We start from the raw sequence: 20,002 nt of genomic DNA, 5'->3' as shown, positions 1-20,002 counted from the left end.
CGCGCGGTGCCCGGTGCTCTGAATTAGACCTTGGTAGCAAAATCGGAGTGAGGGGGCGGAAGTGGAGGGCCGCCCGGCGGCGGGGGCAGGGCCAAATGCACGGTGAGGCGTGTCTCGCCTGGCACAGAGGTGATGGTCAGTTGCCCGCCGATGCGTTCGATACGGGTACGCATGCTGTGCATGCCGACACCACTGCCGTCGCTCACTGCCTCGACATCGAAACCGATGCCGTTGTCGGAGACCTCCAGCATCAGGATGCCGTCTTCACCCGTGTGCAACTGCACCTGGAAATGATCGCCGCGGCTGTGTTTGATGGCGTTGGTCAATGCTTCCTCAATAAAACGCGTCAGTGTCAGTAGCGGGATGGAGGACAGTGCCCGGGGCCAGTCGGCGGGCACCTGCCAGGTGGAGGTCAGGCCCAGCTCTTCAAACAACCGTACAAAACGGTGGCGCAGGGGGGCAATCCAGGCGGACGGCGTGGTGTGTGTGACGGCCGAGCCCGCGCTGTTGTCGATGATTTGCCGCAGGTCACTACGCAGTTCCTTGAGCATGGACAGAAAGCGGGTGCTGCCGAGCTGCTCGCCGGACTGCTCGACCACAGCGATAGAGCGCATCAGCGAGCTGCCCAGGCTGTCGTGAAGATCATGGGAGAGCCGCAACCGCTCGGTGAGGCGGATATTGCGGCTTTCCAGTTGGTGCTGGTGTTGCAGTGTGCGGGTCAGCTCGGCGCTGGTGTGGCTGATGGCGGTTTTCAGCTCCGTGTTGAACGCCTTGATGTGGCGCAGGTTGCTGGCGAAGCGATCCGCGATGATCAGAAACATGAACAGCATCGAGATGGGGGATGCAATCGGGGCATAGATATGCTCGCCGCCAATCACCGTGAGCACTACCAGCAGATCGTGTGTGGCGATGACCAGGAAAGACAACAGACACAATGCCAGCAGTACATTATGCCGCTGCCGGTTGAGCCAGGCGTGAAACTGGAACTGGATGCAGTTGGCGATAAAGACCAGCGTGTAGCCGGGGATCACGGCCATCAATACCGGCGTGAGATGGTCGTCCGGTATCCACCATAGCGTCACCGTCAGACACAACGTGATGCCAGGCAGTGCACGGGACAGGCGCGGGAAACGTTGCCCGCCGAAGTGCCAGGTGAACAGGCAGAACGCACTGCAATAGATCGTCAGCACCAGCGTGACGGCACGATTCCAGTCGGCACTGTTGGTGAAGGGCCAGGGTGAGGTGGCCAGCATGGTGTGGGCGAACAGCGCCCAGGACAGCGATGCCAGCGCGTACCAGCCGAATGCCCGCTCCGAGCGCTGCACGGCCCACAGGGAGAGAAACAGACAGCCGAGCACCAGCGAGATACTCATGTTGAGCGTGAACAGATCGCGCTTCTGCCAGACTTGCTGCGTGTGCAGCGGCCAGATTGTGGCGGGATCACCAATGTCCACCTGCCCCAGCCCGAGCACATCGTGACGCATGCCGACGACACGAAACCACAGCGTGTTGTCGCCATCAGCATTCAGCGCCGCGCGGGGCAAAACCCAGTAGCGGGGCATATTCCAGCTGCGGGAGAAGGGTTCTTGCAGATGCGCGTCGCGCCAGAGCAGCGTGTCATTGATCAACAGGCTGCCTGCCATCGTCACATGGCTGACTGCGACCGCGATGGCCGCCTTGCCGTGGCATCCGTCGTGCCAGCGCAGGCGGTACCAGACCGCGCCATCATGGCCGGGCCAGCGCTGAAACCAGGTATCCGGCAGGGCAACCTTCACCCAGCCATCGGTGGGCGGTTGCGCGCTACCGGGCTGTTCCGGCGCGGCGGCGATGTCGAGCAGGCGTGTCCGGCAGTCGTCGGCCGCCACCGGCGTGGCCAGGCCGGCCAGCAGCAATGTCAGGGCAACAAGCCACGCTGACGCGCTTCGTTGACGGCGCGCGTGCGCGATGAGACGGCCAGCTTTTTGTAGATATTTTTGATGTGGCATTCGGCTGTATGGCGTGAAATGAACAACCGTTCGGCGATTTCCCGATTGGTCAGCCCCTCCGCGACCTGATGCAGTATTTCGGTTTCGCGGGTACTGAGGCTGACTTCCCCCATGTCAGTGTCCTGCTGCGCTTCGGGTGCGGAAGCGGCGGCGGGAATGAGTTCCAGAATACGGCGTGCGATGAACGGGTCAATAGGCGCGCCGCCGCGCAGCACGCTGCTGATGGAGAACGCGATCTCCATATCGTCCCTGTCCTTGAGCACATAACCCGTGGCGCCGGCGCGCAGCGCGGCGAGGATGTGATCCTCCGTGCTCCAGGCCGAGATCACCAGAATGCACAACTCCGGCGCCGAGGCCCTGAGCTGCCGGATCAGTTCGATGCCGCTGCCGTCCGGCAGCCCCAGATCCACCAGCGTCAGGGCGGGGCGCTGCGTGTCGAGGCGCGCGCGTGCCTTGGCGATGCTGGACGCCATGTCGAGCGCGCCCAGGCTGTAGCCCAGGTCCTGCAGGATGCGCAGCAGGCGCTGCTGCATCAGCGGATCATCCTCGACCACCAGGACCGGGGCGGGGAGCGGTGACGCGGGAAACGGGGAAGAAGGGATCGGCATGGTGCTGCCCAGGGTTGTCAGTGGCGATGTTGTTCGATGGTTGCCGGGCAGTGTCCCACAGACGCGCCGGCCCGGCACATCACCAGAAGTGGGTAATTTGCCACCCATTGTGACCGTCATGTTAGACCTTTTGCCAATACCTCCTGCCGCGCACGCGGGTTCACGCTGTGCAGGTTACTGCTCAGGAGGACTTAATAATGAAAACAAGGCTGTCACTCGCCGTACTCGCGGCTGCACTCAGCGCTAACGTTGCAAGCGCGCAAACCCTGGAAGAAAGAATTTCCGCACTGGAATCCCGGTTGCAATCGGGGACCAAGGTGGATATTGGTGGTTATATCAAACTGGATGCGCAGGTCAGCCGTTTCAGTGACGGCAACCGGGCCACGGCGACCATTGGCGATGATTATCTCGTGCCCAGCACGATCCCTGTGGGAGGTGAAAGCGGTGGCGCCCACACCGATTTCAGCGCCAAGGAAAGCCGTTTCTGGCTGAAAACCACCACGCAGACAGACTACGGCAAACTCGGTACTCACATCGAAGTGGATTTTTCCACGCAAAGCATGGGCGATGAGCGGATCAGCAACAGTTATGCACCGCGTATCCGTCACGCGTATCTGACTTTCAACGACTGGCTGATGGGCCAGACCTGGACCACCTTCTTCGACGTCGCAGCACTGCCCGACCTGCTCGATTTTGTGGGGCCGGCCGGTACGACTTTCGGTCGTCAGGCGCAGATTCGCTACAGCCCGGGCCAGTGGGATTTCGCGATGGAAAACCCGTCCACCACGCTGTATGACACCAGCAACCTGGTGGGCAACCCGAGCTCGTTCGATGACAACCGCGTGCCCGACCTGATCGTCCGCTACAGGATGCCTGTCGGCAAAGCCCATTACAGCCTGGCTGTCATGGGCCGCGAACTGGCCTACCGTGATGGCACCGGCAGCCGCGAAAGCGAATACGGTTACGGCGTGAACTTCTCCGGCAAGATCCCGGTGGGCGATCGCGGCAACGACATTCGCCTGCAGTTGACCGGGGGCAATGCCATCGGCCGCTATATTGCACTGAACGGTTTCCGTTCCGGTGAAATCGAAGCGGATGGTTCCATCGAGCCGATCGATACCTGGGGTGCCATGCTGGCCTACCGGCATCTGTGGAGTGACCAGTGGCGTTCCAGCGTGTCCGCCTCCGTGGTGGAAGCCGATAACCCGGATACCGTGGCAGCCGGTGTCGCGAAAGCCTACCGTACAGCGCACGTCAACCTGATCTATACGCCGGTGGCGCGTCTGGAGCTGGGTGGTGAGCTGATCTGGGGCGAGCGCGAAAACGAAAGCGGCGACAAGGGCGACGTAGAGCGCTTCCAGTTCTCCGCCAAGCTGGCATTCTGATCCGTGCTACAAAGGGAGGGCGTCCGGCGTAATTGAGCAGGCGCTGGACGCAAAAAACGGGAGGCCTGGTAACAGGGCTCCCGTTTTTTATGTGCGGCGTGCGTGAGAGTCAGCCTTCGATGGCTTCCGCTTCCAGGGCATACACGCCGTTCTCGTCGTGTTGCTCCTTGCCATGCAGCGGCGGGTTGAAAGCGCAGGCCAGTTGCATGTCGGTCTTGGCACGCAGCAGATGATTGTCGTGCTTGTTCAGGATGTACACGGTGCCAGGCTTGATCGGCCAGATCTTGCCATCATCCAGTGTCTCCACTTCACCCTCGCCGGAAATGCAGTACACCGTCTCGAAATGGTTCTGATACCAGATGTGGGTTTCGGTACCGGCGAAAATGGTGGTGATGTGGAACGAGAAACCCATGCCATCGTCTTTCAGGGACAGGCGCACGGATTCCCAGTTGCCATTCTCGGCACGCACGGCGCGATCCGTATTGCGGGTTTCTTCAAGCGTACGAACAATCATTGAACTCTCCTCTGGACGGTGCCGGTCCTTCGGCGAAAACAGCCCGCGCCGGAAACGGGGCGCGGGCGGGGAATAGGGCCTCTCCCGGGGAGGTAACCGGCCGGCGCGGCCCGCTGGTTACGGGAGAGGCGGTGTAACTCGGGCGCCTCAGGCCACCGCGCCGACTTTCTTCGGCTTGGCCTTGTCCTGCATGACCTGATCGACACTGTCGGTCACGATCTGCAGGCCCTTGCGCAGGTCTTCCTCGGAAATGGTCAGCGGGCACAGCGTTTTCACCACGTGATCGTCTGCGCCGGATGTCTCGATGATCAGATGGCGCTTGAACGCCTCCGAGGTGATCTCGTCGGCCAGTTCACCACTGGTGCAGACCAGGCCCTGCATCATGCCGCGGCCGGTGGTGGTGAACCATTCCGGGCCATACTTCTTCGCGATGGCGCTGAAGTACTCGCTGATGATGCGGCCTTTGCGTTTCACCTCGTTGCCGAAGGTGTTGTCACGCCAGAAGTGATCCAGCGCGGCAGCAGCGGTGACAAACGCCGGGTTGTGGCCACGGAACGTACCGTTGTGCTCGCCCGGTTTCCACTGGTCCAGCTCCGGCTTCATCAGCACCACCGAGAACGGCAGGCCATAACCGCTGAGCGATTTGGACAGCGTGATGATGTCCGGCTTGATGCCGATTTCATCAAAGCTGAAGAAGGTGCCGGTCCGGCCACAGCCGGCCTGGATGTCATCCACGATCAGTAGCATGTCGTGCTTTTTGCACAGCTTCTCCAGGTTGCGCAGCCACTCGAAGCTGGCTGCGTTGATGCCGCCCTCGCCCTGCACCGTTTCCACGATCACGGCGGCGGGCTTGTCGACACCGCTGGAGGAGTCGGACAACTGCTTGTCGATATATTCGGTGGTGTCCACGCCTTCACCCATGTAGCCGTCGTACGGCATCACGGTGGCGCCGTTGAGTTCGACGCCGGCAGCATCACGGTGGTGGCTGTTGCCGGTCACGGCCAGCGAGCCCAGCGATACACCGTGGAAGCCGTTGGTGAAGGTGATGATGTTCGAACGGCCCTTGATGTTCCGGGCAATCTTCAGCGCGGCTTCGACGGCATTGGTGCCGGTCGGGCCGGTGAACTGCACCATGTACTCCATGTCACGCGGCTTGAAGATCACGTCGTTGAGCATGTTGAGGAAATTGCGCTTGGCCACGGTATGCATGTCCAGGCCGTGCACGATGTAGTCCTCGCTCAGGTACGCGACCAGCTTTTCCTTCAGGACCGGGTTGTTGTGGCCGTAGTTGAGCGTGCCGGCGCCAGCCAGGAAGTCCAGATAGGCCTGGCCTTCCTCGTCATAGAGATAGGAGCCTTTGGCCTTGCTGAACAGAACCGGAAAACTGCGGGCATAGCTCTGCACTTCGGATTCGATACGGTCAAAAATCTGTGTGTCCATGGTTCGCACCTCCCAATGCGTGGGTATGACGGAGTGAGCGGGGCTCACTGTGTGGTGACGGCATCCGCCGTCGTGCCACGTGGGTATGTATCAGGGTGTTCGCTCAGGCGTCGTCGCGGTTGAACGGGCCAATGCGCAGCAAATGTTCGTCCTTGTGCTCGCCGGAAAAATGCAGCCGGCTGTCGAACAGGATGAACTGTTCGGTGGGCATGCGGCGCGCATAGGCGAAGCTGCGAAACATGCCCCATGACGCCTCGTTGTCCGGCGTAATGGTGGTTTCGATGAACTGCACGTTGGCGCACTCGTCGCGACCGATGAGCTCGGCCAGCATGCGCTTGGCCAGGCCTTGCCCGCGGGCTTTCTCGTGCACCGCCACCTGCCAGACAAACAGCGTGTTCTGCTGTTTCGGCGGGATGTAGCCGGAGATGAAGCCGACCAGATCGCCGTCCATCTCGGCCGCCACGCAGGTGTCGGCAAAATGGGTGCACTGCAGCAGGTTGCAGTAGGTGGAGTTCTCGTCCAGGGGCTTGCACTCGCTGATCAGCTTGTGCAGACGGGCGCCGTCCTGACTCTCCGGCTTGCGCAGCGCGATCTGCGGTGTGCTGTCCTGGTCCTGTTGGGTGTCCGTTTTCTCTGCAAGCATAGCGTTTACTTTCTGTTGGCCTCGGAAATGGTGGGTTTGGATGGGGCGCTGCGCGCTCGCCGGTCGCTGAGGTCCACGGTCGGTTGGGCCCGATCCATGGCGCCGAGATCCAGCACCGGTGAGGCGTCGATATCGCCGGCATTCATCATCGCGGCGACACGTTGCAGCGAACTCAGGATCAATGACTGTTCCCAGTCGTTGAGTTCGGCGAAGCGCTCGATGAACTCTTCCTGCAGCGGCGTGGGGGCCTTCTCCAGCAGGACGGCGCCGGCCTCGGTGAGGCTCGCGTACACCCGGCGTTTGTCGGTGGAGCCACGGGTGCGCTGGATCAGCTCCCGTTTTTCCAGCCGGTCGAGAATGGTGGTGATGGTCGCCTGGCTGAGAGACACCTCATCGGCGATATCGCCCATGGTCATCTCGCCGCGATTGGCGATGGACTGCATCACCAGCAGTTGCGGGGCGGTCAGCCCGGCGACCTTGCTCAGATGGCGCGAGTACATATCAGTCGCGCGAATGATTCTGCGTAATGCAATCAACACTTCGTCATGCCTCGCCATGTCTGCTGATACTCTCGACAGTAAGTAAAAGTAATGAGGGCGTGGGCTACTCATTTCGCGTCCGCTCCTCGATATCCATACTTAATAGGTTGATAAATATGAATATCTATCCGTTAAACGTGGCGTAAACCATAGCGCCCGAAACTTTAGATGTCAAAATTTAAGGCGTAAAAATGCTTGCCGCCGGCCACCCGGATCGCTGCAGAAATGCCGCAAAGCCGCGTGCTGCGGGGTGTTCAGGGAATGAACGGGTGGTCACGGAAAGTTTCGGGCTATGAAGGCCATAGCCCGGTTTCACGCTTGAAAAACGTGCCTGGCGGCTACACTTCCGCCCCTGACGACAGGTGATAAAGCGCGAAGGCGTGCGCGTGGCGCAGCATCGTGCATGGGGGTGCAGGAAGCGTGATATCCCCCCACGGAAAGTCGGTCAATTACCCCGGGCTTTTCTGCTAGACTTGCCCGCCCCGAGGCGTCACGGGCCGCTGCCCTGACCGCCGCATCCCACGGCCCGCCCGTGCAAGATGGAGATCCTGATGAAACGCGAAGACGCAGCGCCCCACAGCATGCCGGATGTCGCCAGCATGGCCAGCCGCCATAAAGGGCCAAAGCTGGACTGGGTGGGCATGAGTGAAATCCACCTGCCGGCGCGGGTCAGCGACAGTGTGCACGGTGAGCGTCCGATCAGTTCCAGAATACAGGCGTATGTGAACCTGGCGGACACCAACGCGCGCGGTATTCATATGTCGCGCCTGTACCTGATGCTGGAAGAAACCTTCGGTGATCATTCCGTCAGCACGGCGTCCATCCGCACGCTGCTGGAAAACTTCCTGCACACTCACGACGGCCTCAGCAGCCGTGCCTTTGTCGAGCTGGACTTCGAATATTCGGTGCGGCGCCCGTCGCTGAAGAGCCAGTACGCCGGCTGGAAGAGCTACCCGGTACGTATCGCCGGCACCTTGTGCGAGCAGGGCCTGCGTATCGAGCTGTCGGTGGAAGTGCCGTATTCCTCCACCTGCCCGTGTTCGGCGGCGCTGGCACGCCAGTTGATCCAGGACGCCTTCCGCGAGAAGTTCGGTGATGTCGGCACCATTGATGCAGAAGATGCCGCCGAATGGCTCGGCACCGAGCAGGGCATCGTGGCCACGCCGCACAGCCAGCGCTCCATCGCCCAGGTGCGGGTGCTGCTGGATCATGCCCAGGATGACGCTTTCCCGATTACTGCCCTGATCGACCTGATCGAGGGTGCGCTGAAGACGCCAGTGCAGACCGCAGTGAAACGTGAGGACGAACAGGAATTCGCCCGTCTCAATGGCCAGAACCTGATGTTCTGCGAAGACGCTGCGCGGCGCCTGCAGGTGGTCATGGACCAGGATCCGCAGTACAAGGACTTCTGGCTGCGGGTGAACCACCTGGAGAGCCTGCACGCACACAATGCGGTGGCGATTGTGACCAAGAATGTGGACGGGGGTTACCTGCCGATTCCATAAAGCCGGCATGCCCGGACACCAGAAGAAGAGAGCCTCGGCTCTCTTTTTTTTGGCCCGTTTTTGGGGCTCGCGCAGTGAGGGTTCCGGATTACGACAGCAATCGCACCAGCTCATCCGGCAGCGGATGCGCCTTGTGTGTTCCCACCGCAGCACAGACCCAGATGATCTCGCCCCGGCTCAGGCAGGCGTCCTCGTCACGGCGAAACACGCCCAGCTCCCAGGTCAGGCTGCTGTTGCCGAGGCGGCCGGCGCGCACGCCGATATCCAGTTCTTCATCGAAATGAATCGGTGCCAGGTACTCGACGGTGGATTTCACCAGGTGAAAGTCCAGCCCCTGCTGTTTCACCAGGGCGTGGTAGTCGTAGCCGAGTTCGCGCAGGTATTCGTTCAGCGCGACGTCGAAGTAGGTCAGATAGTGGGCATTGAATACCACGTTCTGCGCGTCCACTTCCGAGTAGCGGACGCGCAGGCGGTGGCAGTAGGGGAAATCTCCCCGGGTCATCAGAAACGACCGCCGATACCAAGGGTCAGGTTGGTGACTTCGCTGCTGCTGCTGTCGGTGGCGCGCAGGTATTCCAGGGTCACGAAGATGTTGCGGTCCAGGCGGACGTCGACACCGAAGCCCAGCGAGACATCGCTGTAGCTGCGGCCACGGCTGCCATTGGTCTTCTCGGTGGTCTCCACGCGGGTGACACCGACCAGGCCGTAGGGGCGGACCGGTACCGTGTTCGGGAACTGGGCGCGCAGGTAGCCGCCGTAGTAGCGATCGATCTCGACCTTGCCACGGATGCCGTTCTGGTTGGTGAAACTGTCATCACCCAGGCCCAGGGCGATACGGCCTTCGGCTGCGAAGGTCTGCTCGGCGTTGAACCAGCCGCCGAAGCCGAACTGCAGTGCGTCGACATCGGCGCTGCTGCGCGCGCGCTTGGGTTCCAGGTCGCTCAGCACATAGCCCATGGTCACATAACCGGATTGCGCCTGGGCGGGCAGGGCGATGAAGGTGCCCAGGGTAAGGCCGGCAACAGCAAGGGTACGCAGGACTGCTTTCATGGTGGCTCCTGAGGTCATGAATCTCGAATGCGGGGCATTGTAGCGGATTCATTTGCCCCTCGCTCGCCGCCTGTCCTGTGGTGTGCGTGTGGTGTGCGGGCGGACACAGGCGAAGGGGCCTTGCCCCTTCGCCTGTCAGGCTCAGTGCGCGTGATCGTGCTCGTCACCGGCCTCGACAACGCCGGTCCAGGCCAGGCCCACGGGGGCAAAACCCGGCTCGATACGTTCATCATCCAGCAGGGTCACCGTCTCCAGGTCCACGGCCAGGATCGCTTCATTGGCCGGGTCGGTAATGTAGGCGATATCTTCCGTGCCGCTGGTGGTGATCTGCGCGCCGGTAACGTTGCCGAGTACCGCGACGCTGCCTTTATAGGACCAGTCATCGGCTTCCAGTACGTGCAGGGTGCCGGTGGTGTCGAGCACCAGCAGATGCTCGCCGTGGGCGTCGATCTGGTGCTGGCTGCGTGTGGCGCCGGCGCCGTTGGACCAGTCGATCTCCTGCTGGGTGCCGGCCACCGGATCCACCGCGTACATCACCTGATTGCCAGTGGCGAACGTCGCGAACTGTGACAGCGCGTGGTGGCCGCTGACCTGCGTGACGCGCAGCGGCGTGGCGACCTTGCTGGCAGTGAAGGTGGCGCCGTTCTGTGCCACGACCAGTACGCCGTCGTCACAGCCGAACGCCGCGAAATCCTCCAGCGAACCGCCGCCGTGCAGCCCGGTGCAGGGTTCGGCCAGCGTCTCTTCCAGATGGAAGTGATCGCCGTGCAGCTCGTGCACCTCAATCGCATCGCGGGTGGCGTTGCTGGTCAGCACGAACTCACCGCGTGGCTCGGCGATGCCGTGGTGGGCGGCCAGGCTGCTGTCGGCCGCCATGATGCTGGCGGCTTCCAGGCTGGCATCGGTAAACAGCACAAAGCGGTTGCTGGCCGTGGCGCCGTCGAAAAACAGCGCAGCCTGGTCTTCCACCGTGCGGTAGTGCGCTGGCGTTTCGCCGGACAGCGTCAGACTGACCAGGGACGGGTTCGCCGCGTCGATGTGATCGCCGTGGGCGAACAGGCCGGCGTCGACGAACTGGACCTGGTTCGGGTTGGCGCCGGTGTCGCGCTGGGTAATGACCGCGAAGCGTTTGCCGGGGCTGGCATAAAGGCTGTGTGCAGGATAGTCCAGGTGCAGGTCCGGCAGCATTTCTCCCGCATCCAGATCGTACACATAGGCATGCGCATCGCTGCCGGCGTTGGTGAACACCAGCCGGCCGCGCAGGCCGCCGTGGTCGTGATCATCCCCGGTGCCGGGGCGCGGGTTGCTGTCATTGCCACAGCCGCTGAGGACGACACTGGCGGCGAGAAGGGAAAGCGCCATCGGGCGCGCAAAGCCATTGGAAAAAGGGGTCATGATGTTCTGCTCCATGATGCGTGTGGTGATCACTGCAACGTCAGTGCTCAGAACGTCAGCCGGACGCCGACGCTGAGGTTGCGGCCCGGTTCCGGCACGTTATTGGCCAGGAACGAGCTGTGATGCCAGATTTTTTCGCGCAGCAGGTTGGTGCCGCGCACGAACAGGCTGTAGCGATCGTCGCCGGCGGGATGCCAGGTCAGTGATGCGTTCAGCATGTTGTGGCCAGGTGTGCGTTGTTCGTAGTCGGCAATGTCGTCCTGGCTGCCGACGTGATACATCTCCACTTCGCCGGTCAGCGTGTCCCAGTAGCGGTTGACCCGTGCACCGGCGCGATAGGCCGGAATGCGCGGCAGGTTGCCGCCGTCGACAAAGGTGGCGCGCACCGTGTCGCCAAAGGCGGTGACGGAGTATTGGTCCGACAGGAACCAGGTGGCTTCCGCCTCGGCGCCGGTAAACTCGGCGTCGGCCTGGGTGTACTTGATCAGCCGGAAATCCTCGAACTGGTCCAGCGTGCGCGCGTAGATGTAATCGTTCACGCGGTTGTGGAACACGCCGATATTGAAGGTCAGCTCGCCCATGGTGCGGCGCAGCGTCAGGCCAATGTTGTTGGAGGTTTCCGCGCGGATGCGCGCGTCATCGGCCGCGCCGCCGCAGGTCAGGGCGCTCGGGAACAGGCCGCACTCATAGGTGTTGGTGGCCAGGTGCACGCCGCGGGCATACAGCTCCTGTGCGTGCGGCAGGCGCTGCGAGCGGGCGGCCGTCAACGACAGGCTGTAGCGGGGCAGGAATTGCCAGGTGGCAGCCGCCGACGCCGAGGTGCCGTACATGCGCGAGTGCGGCAGGTCCTGCGGATCGTTGCGCGTGGCAATCTTCTGATAGTCCTGCCGTGCACCGGCTTCCAGGTGCCACTGCTCGTTGAGTGCGTAATGTTCCAGGATGAACACCCCGAGGGTTTCCGTTTCGGTCTGCGGCAGGAACGCCTCGGTGCCCTCGGTGGTCAGCCGGCTGAAGCCGTACTGTGCCCCGATCACGCCGTGCAGGCCGGCCACCGGCACATGCTCGGCCTCGACCCGGGCTTCATAGCCGAGGTTCTGGAAGCGGGTGCCGACCATGCCGCCCTCGATTTCATCGTGGGCATAGTCGGTGTAGCTGGCGCGAAAACGCACGCGCTCGACACCGGCCACCGGGTCGCGGTATTCACCGCGCAGATCGACCCGCTCGCTTTCCAGATCCACCCAGGGGGCGGCTTGCGCGTGGTCATGCTCATGGTCGTGATCGTGACCATGGTCGTGACCGTCATCGTCGCAGTGCAGGCTGCCGCCCTCCGCATGACAACCTTCGTACTCATGGCTGTGTCCCGGCAGGCCATACTTGTCCTTGCGGTAGCTGTAGGCCATGCCGATATAGCCGCGCGGTGTGATCCAGGACAACCCGGCGCTGCCGTTGTGGCTTTCGGCAAAGGTGCCGTCCACGCGCAGCGTGTCAAAGCCGTGCACTTCATAGTCGTTGGCGTCGCGGGTCGAGCCTTCCACGTGGATGGCCAGGTGTTCGCTGGCGCGCGCGGTGATCCCGGCTGCCCCGGCGCGTTCGTTGGCGACGGTGTTGCCGCGCAGCGCGACAAAGCCGTCCACACCCTCTTCCGGCATGGCGGTGGGGATCTTGTCGTCCAGCAGGTTCACCACGCCGCCGATGGCGCCGCCGCCGTACAGCAGCGTGGACGGGCCGCGCAGGATTTCCACCCGGCGTATCAGCAGTGGCTCGGCGGTGATGGCATGGTCCGGCGAAATTGCCGAGGCATCCACCAGCGCGGCACCGTCAGACAGCACGCTGACCCGTGGCGCGGTCTGGCCGCGAATCACCGGCCGGCCGGCGCCAGCGCCGAATGTGTCGACGTGCACACCCGGTTCCCCATTGAGGGTGTCGCCGAGCGTGGCCGCACTGCGGCGGAACGTTTCGTCTTCCTCTATCACGCTGTAGGGCGCGGCCAGTTTGTCGGCGTCTTCGTCCAGTGCCATGGCCGACACCCGCACCGGCGCGAGCTGGTGCGTGGTGCCGGCGTCCTCCGCATCGGCGCGCACACTGGCGCTGGCCAGTGAGGCGACCATCACGGTCCCCGTCGCCAGCGCGAGCTGGCGGTATTTGCTCAACATGCGATTACCCTCGTGTGCAGTCAGTTTCCGGAAAGCAGGAAATGACCGCCGGCACGCGGGTCAGGAAAAGCAGCGGGGCCGGCGGTCAGCCGGCGCGGGGAGGGTCCCGGCAGAGGTATTGCTCGCGGGGCGCGGCAAGGCTGCGGTTGTCCGGTGGGGCACACCAGGCGTGGGTTTCGTGTTGCGGAATCAGCGGCAGGGTGGCGGCCGGCAGGGTGGCGTGTCCGGCGGCGCAGAGCTTGCAGGTGAGATCGGAATGCGACACGCCGGCATGGCCGGGCAGCCTGTGATCGTTGTCGTGATCGCTGTGCAGCGTATGCCCGGTGCCAACGTCGATGTGGCTGAGCGCATGCACCACGGCATGGGCCTGGCCCACGACCATCAGCAGCGCCAGCAGCCAGGGCAGGGCGCGCCACGACCGGCTAGCGCGCATCGTCATCGGCCTCGGGATGTGCGTCCTCGGGCAGTGGGACGCCGGGCACCGGATCAAACCCGCCGGGATGCCAGGGGTGGCAGCGACAGACGCGTTTTGTGGCCAGCCAGCTGCCCTGCAGGCTGCCGTGATGAATGATCGCCAGGCGAGCGTACTCTGAGCAGGTCGGATAGAAACGGCACTGGTTGCCCACCCAGGGACTGAGCAGGAACTGGTACAGTCGGATCATGCCGAGCAGCAGGGATTTCACCATGCACCATGCGTTGAGGCGTCGGAAGGGTGGCCGGTTCGGGGCCAAGTGTGCGTGGCAGATTATGATATGTTGTAACAAAAGTCCAGATGATCACGCAGTGGTATAGTGACCGCTTCCCGATTGCCGTGACGCCTCGCCATGCCCGCTGCCGCCACCCTGTTGTCTCCGCTTCGTCACGCCTTCGGGCGGTTGTGGGGACAGGAGGCGTTCGGCGACAGCCTGCGCATTTTGCTGGCGCTCTCCGGCGCCCTGCTCTGGAGCCATTTCACTGCCCGGCCGGACTGGCTGATTCCGCTGTTTCTCGGTGTCATTGCCAGCGCGCTGGCGGAAACCGACGACAACTGGCGCGGCCGGCTGCGCGCGCTGCTGGTGACGCTGCTGTGTTTTGCGGTGGCATCGCTGACGGTGGAAATCCTGTTCCCCTGGCCGGTGCCGTTTGTGCTGGCGCTGTCGCTGGCCAGCTTCGTGCTGGTGATGCTCGGCGCGCTGGGCGGTCGTTATGCGAGCATTGGTTCGGCGACACTGATCCTGTCCATCTACAGCATGATCGGCGTTGACCAGCGCAATGGTGTGACGCTGGCGCTATGGCAGGAACCGCTGCGCCTGCTGGCCGGCGCCGCCTGGTATGGATTGCTGTCGGTGTTGTGGCAGGCGCTGTTTACCCAGCAGGCCGTGCAGCAGGTGCTGTCGCGCGTGTTTATCGAACTCGGTGAATACCTGAAGCTGAAATCGCGCCTGTTCGAGCCGCTTACGCAACTGGATGTGGAAAGCCACCGGCTGGCACTGGCACAGCAAAACCGGCGTGTGGTCGAGGCCATGAACGATGCGCGCGACGTGATCCTGCACCGGCTGGCGCGGCGCCGCGCCGGGCAGCGTGTGAATCGCTACCTGAAACTGTATTTCCTGGCGCAGGATATTCATGAGCGCGCCAGTTCGTCGCACTATCCCTATCACCGGTTGGCGGAGGCGTTTTTTCACAGCGATGTGATGTTTCGTTTCCAGCGCGTGCTGCGCCAGCAGGGCAGTGCCTGCAAGGCGCTCGGCCGTGCGTTGCGCCAGCGGCAACCGTTCGATTACGGTGCCATGCCGAATCCGGCCTTTGATGATCTGCGCACGTCCATGGCGTGGCTGACCACACAAAGCGATCCGGCGCGGCGTGGCCTGCTGCGCCTGCTCGGTGCGCTGATGGACAACCTCACCTACCTGGAGGATCTGCTGACGCGTGCCGGACGGCCCGATGCCCTGGTGGCGGAACACGACAGCACCTTGCTTGACCATTCGCCACGTACCGCGCGGGAAATCACGGCGCGTCTGCGCAGCCACCTGACCCCGGCGTCGTCCGTGTTTCGTCATGCGGTGCGGCTGGCGCTGGCATTGCCGGCCGGGTACGGGTTGATGCATGCGCTTCATGCAGAACAGGGCTACTGGATTCTGCTTACCACGCTGTTTGTCTGCCAGCCGAGTTTTGGTGCCACACGGCGCCGGCTTGGCCAGCGGGTCACCGGCACCCTGCTCGGGCTGGCGCTGGGCTGGGCGCTGTTCGATCTGTTTCCGTCACCGCAGTGGCAAGCGCTGTTCGCGGTGGTGGCGGGTGTGCTGTTCTTTGCCACACGCCATCGGCGCTACCGGGTGGCGACGGCGGCGATCACCTTGCTGGTGCTGTTCTGTTTCAACCAGGTGGGCGATGGTTACGCGCTGTTCTGGCCGCGCCTGATGGATACGCTGCTGGGCTGTGCGCTGGCCGGCGCAGCCGTACTGCTGGTGCTGCCTGACTGGCAGGGGCGACGGCTTGATCGTTTGCAGGCAACGATCCTGGCCAGCCATGGTCGCTACCTGCGGCAGATCATGCACCAGTACGACACGGGCAAACGGGATGATCTGAATTACCGCATCGCCCGGCGCGAAGCCCACAACGCCGACGCCGCGCTGGCCGCAATGCTGGCGAATATGCGAGAGGAGCCGGACGGGTTGCGGGGCGATGTGGAAAGCGGGCTGCGTTTTCTGGCGTTGTCCCATGCCCTGCTGAATTATCTGTCGGCACTGGGTGCGCACCGGGATCTGTTGCAGGCGCATGCCAGCGATGCATTGATTGATGACGCAGTGGAAACGATGGCGGACTGGCTGGATGCGATGGCGCAGGCCCTGATGCAGTCGCAGCCGGTGCCGGCGGGTGGTCAACGCATGGAAGAACTGGCGCAGGCGCTGGAGGCGATTCCGGAGGAACTTGATGAAGGCCATCGCCGGGTGCAGTCGCAACTGGCGCTGATTTGCCGGCAGGTGATGGCGCTGCACGACAGCCTGCAGCCGGCGTCATAAAAAAGGCCGGTGATCCGGCCTCACGATAAAAATACCTACTTGCGCGACCAGCGTGTTCCTTCGCGCGTGTCTTCCAGCACGATGCCGGCCTCGTCCAGTTGCTGCCGAATGGCGTCAGCGCGGGCAAAATCACGGGATTTTTTTGCTTCGGCGCGTTCGGCAATCAACGCATCAATCGTTTCATTTGCCAGGTTGCTGTCGCCGCTGCCCTGCTGGAACCAGGCAGACGGTTCTTGCGAGAGCAGCCCAAGCAACGCCGCCGCCGCCAGCAGTTCGGCTTTCAGGCGTGGTTTGTCGGCGTCGTCGGCCTTGTTCAGCGCGGCGGCGATGCGGTGCAGTTCGCTGATCGCTTCCGGTGTGTTCAGGTCGTCGCACAGGGCCAGATTGACCGGATGATCTTCCGGTAGTGCATAGCCAGCTTCTGGTGTCACCTGCTCACCACGGCCGAGCAGGGCGTAGTACAGACTGTCCAGCGTTGAACGTGCCTGTTGCAACACGTCTTCGGAGAAATTCAGCGGTGAGCGGTAATGCGCCGACAGCAGGGCAAAGCGCAGCACTTCGCCGGGATAGACTTTCAGCAGCTCGCGCACCAGCCGGAAGTTGCCCAGTGACTTGGACATCTTCTCGCCATCGATATTGATATAGCCATTGTGCAGCCAGTAGCGCACATAGTCGGTGCCGTGCGCGCAGCAGCCCTGGGCGATTTCGTTTTCGTGGTGCGGGAAGATCAGGTCCTGGCCGCCACCGTGAATGTCGATCAGCGGGCCGAGGTGACGCGCGATCATCGCCGAGCATTCGATATGCCAGCCGGGGCGGCCACGGCCCCAGGGGGATTCCCAGCCGGGCTGGTCGTCGCTGCTCGGCTTCCAGAGCACGAAATCGCCGGGGTATTTTTTATAGGGCGCCACTTCCACGCGCGCGCCGGCGAGCATGTCGTCCAGAGAGCGTTTCGACAGCCGGCCGTAGTCGGGCATGCTCTGCACGTCGAACAATGCGTGGCCTTCGGCCGCGTAGGCGTGGCCCTTGTCCACCAGCGTCTCGATCATGCCGATCATGTCGCCGACATGTTCGGTGGCGTGCGGCGTGATGGTCGGTGGCAGCGCGTTCAGTGCGGCCATGTCCTGTTCGAACGCCTCGGTGAAACGTGCGGTCAGGGCACTGATCGGTTCGCCGTTGTCGCGCGCGGCGTTGATGATCTTGTCATCGATATCGGTAATGTTGCGGGCGTAGACCACCTGCGGATACAGGCGCTGCAACAGTCGGAACAGCACATCGAACGCCACCACCGGGCGAGCGTTGCCGATGTGCACGTAGTTGTAGACCGTCGGGCCGCACACATACAGGGTGATCCGCTCCGGGTCGATCGGGGTGAAGATTTCTTTCCGGCCGGAAAGCGTATTGTGCAGGGTCAGTGTCGGCATGGCGGTCAGCGTTTGTCCGGGTACAGGTCAGCAGGATCAATGAGCGGTGCCTTGTCGAGCACCAGTTGCGCGCCGTCGGCACGCCAGTAGAAGCAGTCGCGCCGGCCGGTGTGGCAGGCCGGGCCGGTCTGGTCCACGTTCAGCAGCACGGTGTCGCCGTCGCAGTCGATGCGCAGTTCGATCAGTGTCTGCGTCTGGCCGGAGGATTCGCCCTTGCGCCACAGGCCGCCGCGCGAGCGGGAGTAGTAGCACACGCGGCCGGTGCGCAGGGTGTCTTCCAGCGCTTCGCGGTTCATCCAGGCCATCATCAGCACTTCGCCGGTGTCGTGCTGCCGGGCGATGGCAGGCACCAGCCCGTCAGCGTTCCAGCGCAGGTGATCCAGCGCCTGCGCCAGCGGCAGGGTGAAACCGTTCGGCTGCTGCTCGTTGTCCTTGAACATGATCCTCTCAGCCCGGTATGCGGGTGGCGTCCTGTATCTGTTGTACGGCGTCGGCCAGCGCGACGACCTCGGTGTCGCGGCTGCCCAGGCGACGGATGGCGACCTTGCCTTCGTTCGCTTCCTGTTCGCCGATGACGAAAATCACCGGCACTTTGGCAGCGGAATGCTCGCGCACCTTGTAGCCGATCTTTTCGTTGCGCAGGTCCATTTCCACCGTTACGCCCGCGGCTTCCAGTGTGTCCCGCACGCTGTTGGCGTACTCATCGGCAGCATTGGTGATGGTGGCAATCACCACCGGCACCGGCGCCAGCCACAGCGGCAGGTGGCCGGCGTGGTGTTCGATCAGGATACCGATGAAACGCTCCATGGAGCCGAGGATGGCGCGGTGCAGCATGATCGGGCGCTGGCGCTGGGAGTGCTCGTCGACGTACTCGGCGTCCAGGCGCTCCGGCATCATCGGATCAAACTGCACGGTGCCCATCTGCCAGGAGCGCCCGATGGAGTCCTTCAGATGGTATTCGATCTTCGGCCCGTAGAAGGCGCCTTCGCCGGGCATTTCTTCCCATTCCACGCCGGCGCTGGCCAGCGCGGCACGCAGGCCGGCTTCGGCCTTGTCCCAGGCGTCGTCAGTGCCGATGCGCTTGTCCGGGCGCAGCGCCAGCTTCACGGAGATATTCTCGAAGCCGAAGTCCGCGTACACCTTCATGGCCTGCTGGTGGAATGCGGTCACCTCTTCCTGCACCTGATCTTCGGTGCAGAAGATGTGGCCATCGTCCTGGGTAAAGGCACGCACGCGCATGATGCCGTGCAGGGCGCCGGACGGCTCGTTGCGGTGGCAGCCGCCAAACTCGGCATAGCGGATCGGCAGGTCACGGTAGCTGTGCAGGGCAGCGTTGTAGATCTGCACATGGCCAGGGCAGTTCATCGGCTTCACCGCGTAGATCCGTTTTTCGGATTCAGTGAAGAACATGTTGTCCTGGTAGTTGTCCCAGTGGCCGGATTTCTTCCACAGGCTCACATCCATGATCTGCGGGCCACGCACTTCCTGATAACCGCTCTTGCGGTACACCTGGCGCACATACTGCTCGACCTTCTGCCAGATGGCCCAGCCGCGCGGGTGCCAGAACACCATGCCGGGGGCTTCTTCCTGCTGGTGGAACAGGTCCATTTCCCGGCCCAGCTTGCGGTGATCGCGCTTGGCGGCTTCTTCAAGCTGGCGAAGATGTTCGTTCAGCTCGTTCTTGTCGCGCCAGGCCGTGCCGTAGATGCGTTGCAACTGGGCGTTGTTGCTGTCGCCACGCCAGTAGGCGCCGGCCACCTTGGTCAGTTTGAAGCCGTCACCGAGCTTGCTGGTGGCGGGCAGGTGCGGGCCACGGCACAGGTCGATGAAGTCGCCCTGGCGGTACAGGCTCACTTCCTCGCCCGCCGGCAGCTCGCGGATGATCTCGGCCTTGAAGGTCTCGCCCTTTTCCAGGAAGAAGGCGATGGCCTCGTCACGGTCCCAGACTTCGCGGCGGATCTCTTCGTTGCGGCGCACGATATCCTGCATGCGCTTCTCGATCGCCTTGAGGTCGTCCGGGGTGAACGGCTGCTCGCGGTGGAAGTCGTAATAGAAGCCGTTTTCGATGGTCGGGCCGATGGTGACCTGGGTCCCGGGGAACAGCTCCTGCACGGCCTCGGCCATGACGTGCGCGGCATCGTGACGGATCAGTTCCAGCGCATCGGCGTCCTCACGGGTGATGATCTGGACGGTGGCGCCCGCCGGGACGGTCAGATAGACGTCCCGCAACTGGCCGTCCACTTTCACGGCCAGGGCCTGTTTGGCCAGCTTTTTACTGATGCGTTCGGCGATCTCGCTGCCGGACACGGGCTGCTCAAATTCCAGGGCCGCCCCGTCGGGCAGCCGGTACGCTATGCTCATG

General features: G+C 63.0%; 18 protein-coding genes. 3 read left to right on the top strand and 15 right to left on the bottom strand.

Annotation, left to right across the window (positions count from 1 at the left end):
- Nucleotides 1-23 precede the first annotated feature (23 nt).
- Both S7S_RS15515 and S7S_RS15510 read right to left on the bottom strand, forming a co-directional pair.
- Nucleotides 24-1,892, bottom strand: a complete 1,869-nt coding sequence (locus S7S_RS15515) for a sensor histidine kinase (protein WP_008733504.1) — start codon at nucleotides 1,890-1,892, stop codon at nucleotides 24-26.
- A gap of 2 nt (nucleotides 1,893-1,894) precedes the next feature.
- Entirely contained in the window at nucleotides 1,895-2,593 is a 699-nt protein-coding gene (locus S7S_RS15510) for a response regulator transcription factor (protein WP_144401686.1), read from the bottom strand.
- A 197-nt stretch (nucleotides 2,594-2,790) separates the two neighbouring features.
- Here S7S_RS15510 and S7S_RS15505 point away from each other — a divergent pair, with 197 nt between their 5' ends.
- A complete protein-coding gene (locus S7S_RS15505; RefSeq protein ID WP_035203043.1) occupies nucleotides 2,791-3,978 on the top strand; it encodes a DcaP family trimeric outer membrane transporter in 1,188 nt (395 codons plus the stop codon).
- A 109-nt stretch (nucleotides 3,979-4,087) separates the two neighbouring features.
- Here S7S_RS15505 and S7S_RS15500 read toward each other — a convergent pair whose 3' ends face one another.
- From S7S_RS15500 to S7S_RS15485, 4 genes are all read right to left on the bottom strand, one after another.
- On the bottom strand, nucleotides 4,088-4,492 hold the full coding sequence (locus tag S7S_RS15500) for an ectoine synthase (RefSeq protein ID WP_008733511.1): 405 nt from the start codon (nucleotides 4,490-4,492) through the stop codon (nucleotides 4,088-4,090).
- 147 nt (nucleotides 4,493-4,639) lie between these two features.
- Nucleotides 4,640-5,932 carry a diaminobutyrate--2-oxoglutarate transaminase gene (gene ectB, locus S7S_RS15495; RefSeq protein ID WP_008733513.1) on the bottom strand — a complete coding sequence of 431 codons (1,293 nt, stop codon included), beginning with the start codon at nucleotides 5,930-5,932 and terminating at the stop codon, nucleotides 4,640-4,642.
- Between the two features lie 103 nt (nucleotides 5,933-6,035).
- Nucleotides 6,036-6,575 carry a diaminobutyrate acetyltransferase gene (gene ectA, locus S7S_RS15490; RefSeq protein ID WP_008733514.1) on the bottom strand — a complete coding sequence of 180 codons (540 nt, stop codon included), beginning with the start codon at nucleotides 6,573-6,575 and terminating at the stop codon, nucleotides 6,036-6,038.
- 5 nt (nucleotides 6,576-6,580) lie between these two features.
- Nucleotides 6,581-7,075 (bottom strand): MarR family winged helix-turn-helix transcriptional regulator, encoded by a 495-nt coding sequence (locus tag S7S_RS15485; protein WP_008733516.1) that lies wholly within the window; start codon nucleotides 7,073-7,075, stop codon nucleotides 6,581-6,583.
- A gap of 590 nt (nucleotides 7,076-7,665) precedes the next feature.
- Here S7S_RS15485 and folE2 point away from each other — a divergent pair.
- On the top strand, nucleotides 7,666-8,619 hold the full coding sequence (folE2, locus tag S7S_RS15480) for a GTP cyclohydrolase FolE2 (protein ID WP_008733518.1): 954 nt from the start codon (nucleotides 7,666-7,668) through the stop codon (nucleotides 8,617-8,619).
- A gap of 88 nt (nucleotides 8,620-8,707) precedes the next feature.
- Here folE2 and S7S_RS15475 read toward each other — a convergent pair whose 3' ends face one another.
- The 6 genes from S7S_RS15475 to yidD form a co-directional block, all read right to left on the bottom strand.
- Nucleotides 8,708-9,121, bottom strand: coding sequence for an acyl-CoA thioesterase (locus S7S_RS15475; RefSeq protein ID WP_008733520.1), 414 nt, complete (start codon nucleotides 9,119-9,121; stop codon nucleotides 8,708-8,710).
- The gene (locus S7S_RS15470; RefSeq protein ID WP_008733522.1) at nucleotides 9,121-9,669 is read right to left on the bottom strand and encodes an outer membrane beta-barrel protein; all 549 of its coding nucleotides are present in this window, start codon (nucleotides 9,667-9,669) and stop codon (nucleotides 9,121-9,123) included. The genes S7S_RS15475 and S7S_RS15470 overlap by 1 nt, the downstream gene beginning before the upstream one ends.
- Before the next feature lie 141 nt (nucleotides 9,670-9,810).
- On the bottom strand, nucleotides 9,811-11,064 hold the full coding sequence (locus S7S_RS15465; RefSeq protein ID WP_035203342.1) for a YncE family protein: 1,254 nt from the start codon (nucleotides 11,062-11,064) through the stop codon (nucleotides 9,811-9,813).
- 47 nt (nucleotides 11,065-11,111) lie between these two features.
- Nucleotides 11,112-13,217, bottom strand: coding sequence for a TonB-dependent receptor domain-containing protein (locus tag S7S_RS15460; protein ID WP_008733526.1), 2,106 nt, complete (start codon nucleotides 13,215-13,217; stop codon nucleotides 11,112-11,114).
- A gap of 85 nt (nucleotides 13,218-13,302) precedes the next feature.
- Nucleotides 13,303-13,650, bottom strand: a complete 348-nt coding sequence (locus S7S_RS15455) for a hypothetical protein (RefSeq protein ID WP_008733528.1) — start codon at nucleotides 13,648-13,650, stop codon at nucleotides 13,303-13,305.
- A complete protein-coding gene (yidD, locus tag S7S_RS15450; RefSeq protein ID WP_008733530.1) occupies nucleotides 13,640-13,903 on the bottom strand; it encodes a membrane protein insertion efficiency factor YidD in 264 nt (87 codons plus the stop codon). The genes S7S_RS15455 and yidD overlap by 11 nt, the downstream gene beginning before the upstream one ends.
- A 138-nt stretch (nucleotides 13,904-14,041) precedes the next feature.
- On the opposite strand from yidD, the gene yccS reads away from it, so the two are divergent.
- Complete coding sequence (yccS, locus tag S7S_RS15445; protein ID WP_008733532.1) at nucleotides 14,042-16,219, top strand: YccS family putative transporter; 2,178 nt, start codon at nucleotides 14,042-14,044, stop codon at nucleotides 16,217-16,219.
- 35 nt (nucleotides 16,220-16,254) lie between these two features.
- Here yccS and cysS read toward each other — a convergent pair whose 3' ends face one another.
- The 3 genes from cysS to thrS are packed head-to-tail and all read right to left on the bottom strand — an operon-like array spanning nucleotide 16,255 to nucleotide 20,001.
- A complete protein-coding gene (gene cysS, locus S7S_RS15440; RefSeq protein WP_008733533.1) occupies nucleotides 16,255-17,640 on the bottom strand; it encodes a cysteine--tRNA ligase in 1,386 nt (461 codons plus the stop codon).
- Nucleotides 17,641-17,645: 5 nt separating this feature from the next.
- Nucleotides 17,646-18,080, bottom strand: coding sequence for a phosphoribosyl-AMP cyclohydrolase (gene hisI, locus S7S_RS15435; RefSeq protein WP_008733534.1), 435 nt, complete (start codon nucleotides 18,078-18,080; stop codon nucleotides 17,646-17,648).
- Nucleotides 18,081-18,087: 7 nt separating this feature from the next.
- Entirely contained in the window at nucleotides 18,088-20,001 is a 1,914-nt protein-coding gene (thrS, locus tag S7S_RS15430; RefSeq protein ID WP_041026020.1) for a threonine--tRNA ligase, read from the bottom strand.
- Nucleotide 20,002 lies beyond the last annotated feature (1 nt).

The sequence above is a fragment of the Isoalcanivorax pacificus W11-5 genome (assembly GCF_000299335.2).
GTDB classification, from domain to species: Bacteria; Pseudomonadota; Gammaproteobacteria; order Pseudomonadales; family Alcanivoracaceae; genus Isoalcanivorax; species Isoalcanivorax pacificus.
This window is presented reverse-complemented; position numbering and strand designations above follow the sequence as displayed.

Bases quoted from the DNA above. Each gene is read 5' to 3' on its own strand.
- thrS (WP_041026020.1), bottom strand. From the start codon at position 20,001: ATGAGCATAGCGTACCGGCTGCCCGACGGGGCGGCCCTGGAATTTGAG.
- yidD (WP_008733530.1), bottom strand. From the start codon at position 13,903: ATGGTGAAATCCCTGCTGCTCGGCATGATCCGACTGTACCAGTTCCTG.
- hisI (WP_008733534.1), bottom strand. From the start codon at position 18,080: ATGTTCAAGGACAACGAGCAGCAGCCGAACGGTTTCACCCTGCCGCTG.
- S7S_RS15460 (WP_008733526.1), bottom strand. From the start codon at position 13,217: ATGTTGAGCAAATACCGCCAGCTCGCGCTGGCGACGGGGACCGTGATG.
- cysS (WP_008733533.1), bottom strand. From the start codon at position 17,640: ATGCCGACACTGACCCTGCACAATACGCTTTCCGGCCGGAAAGAAATC.
- S7S_RS15505 (WP_035203043.1), top strand. From the start codon at position 2,791: ATGAAAACAAGGCTGTCACTCGCCGTACTCGCGGCTGCACTCAGCGCT.
- S7S_RS15485 (WP_008733516.1), bottom strand. From the start codon at position 7,075: ATGTACTCGCGCCATCTGAGCAAGGTCGCCGGGCTGACCGCCCCGCAA.
- S7S_RS15455 (WP_008733528.1), bottom strand. From the start codon at position 13,650: ATGCGCGCTAGCCGGTCGTGGCGCGCCCTGCCCTGGCTGCTGGCGCTG.
- folE2 (WP_008733518.1), top strand. From the start codon at position 7,666: ATGAAACGCGAAGACGCAGCGCCCCACAGCATGCCGGATGTCGCCAGC.
- yccS (WP_008733532.1), top strand. From the start codon at position 14,042: ATGCCCGCTGCCGCCACCCTGTTGTCTCCGCTTCGTCACGCCTTCGGG.
- S7S_RS15465 (WP_035203342.1), bottom strand. From the start codon at position 11,064: ATGACCCCTTTTTCCAATGGCTTTGCGCGCCCGATGGCGCTTTCCCTT.
- S7S_RS15475 (WP_008733520.1), bottom strand. From the start codon at position 9,121: ATGACCCGGGGAGATTTCCCCTACTGCCACCGCCTGCGCGTCCGCTAC.
- ectB (WP_008733513.1), bottom strand. From the start codon at position 5,932: ATGGACACACAGATTTTTGACCGTATCGAATCCGAAGTGCAGAGCTAT.
- S7S_RS15470 (WP_008733522.1), bottom strand. From the start codon at position 9,669: ATGAAAGCAGTCCTGCGTACCCTTGCTGTTGCCGGCCTTACCCTGGGC.
- ectA (WP_008733514.1), bottom strand. From the start codon at position 6,575: ATGCTTGCAGAGAAAACGGACACCCAACAGGACCAGGACAGCACACCG.
- S7S_RS15510 (WP_144401686.1), bottom strand. From the start codon at position 2,593: ATGCCGATCCCTTCTTCCCCGTTTCCCGCGTCACCGCTCCCCGCCCCG.
- S7S_RS15500 (WP_008733511.1), bottom strand. From the start codon at position 4,492: ATGATTGTTCGTACGCTTGAAGAAACCCGCAATACGGATCGCGCCGTG.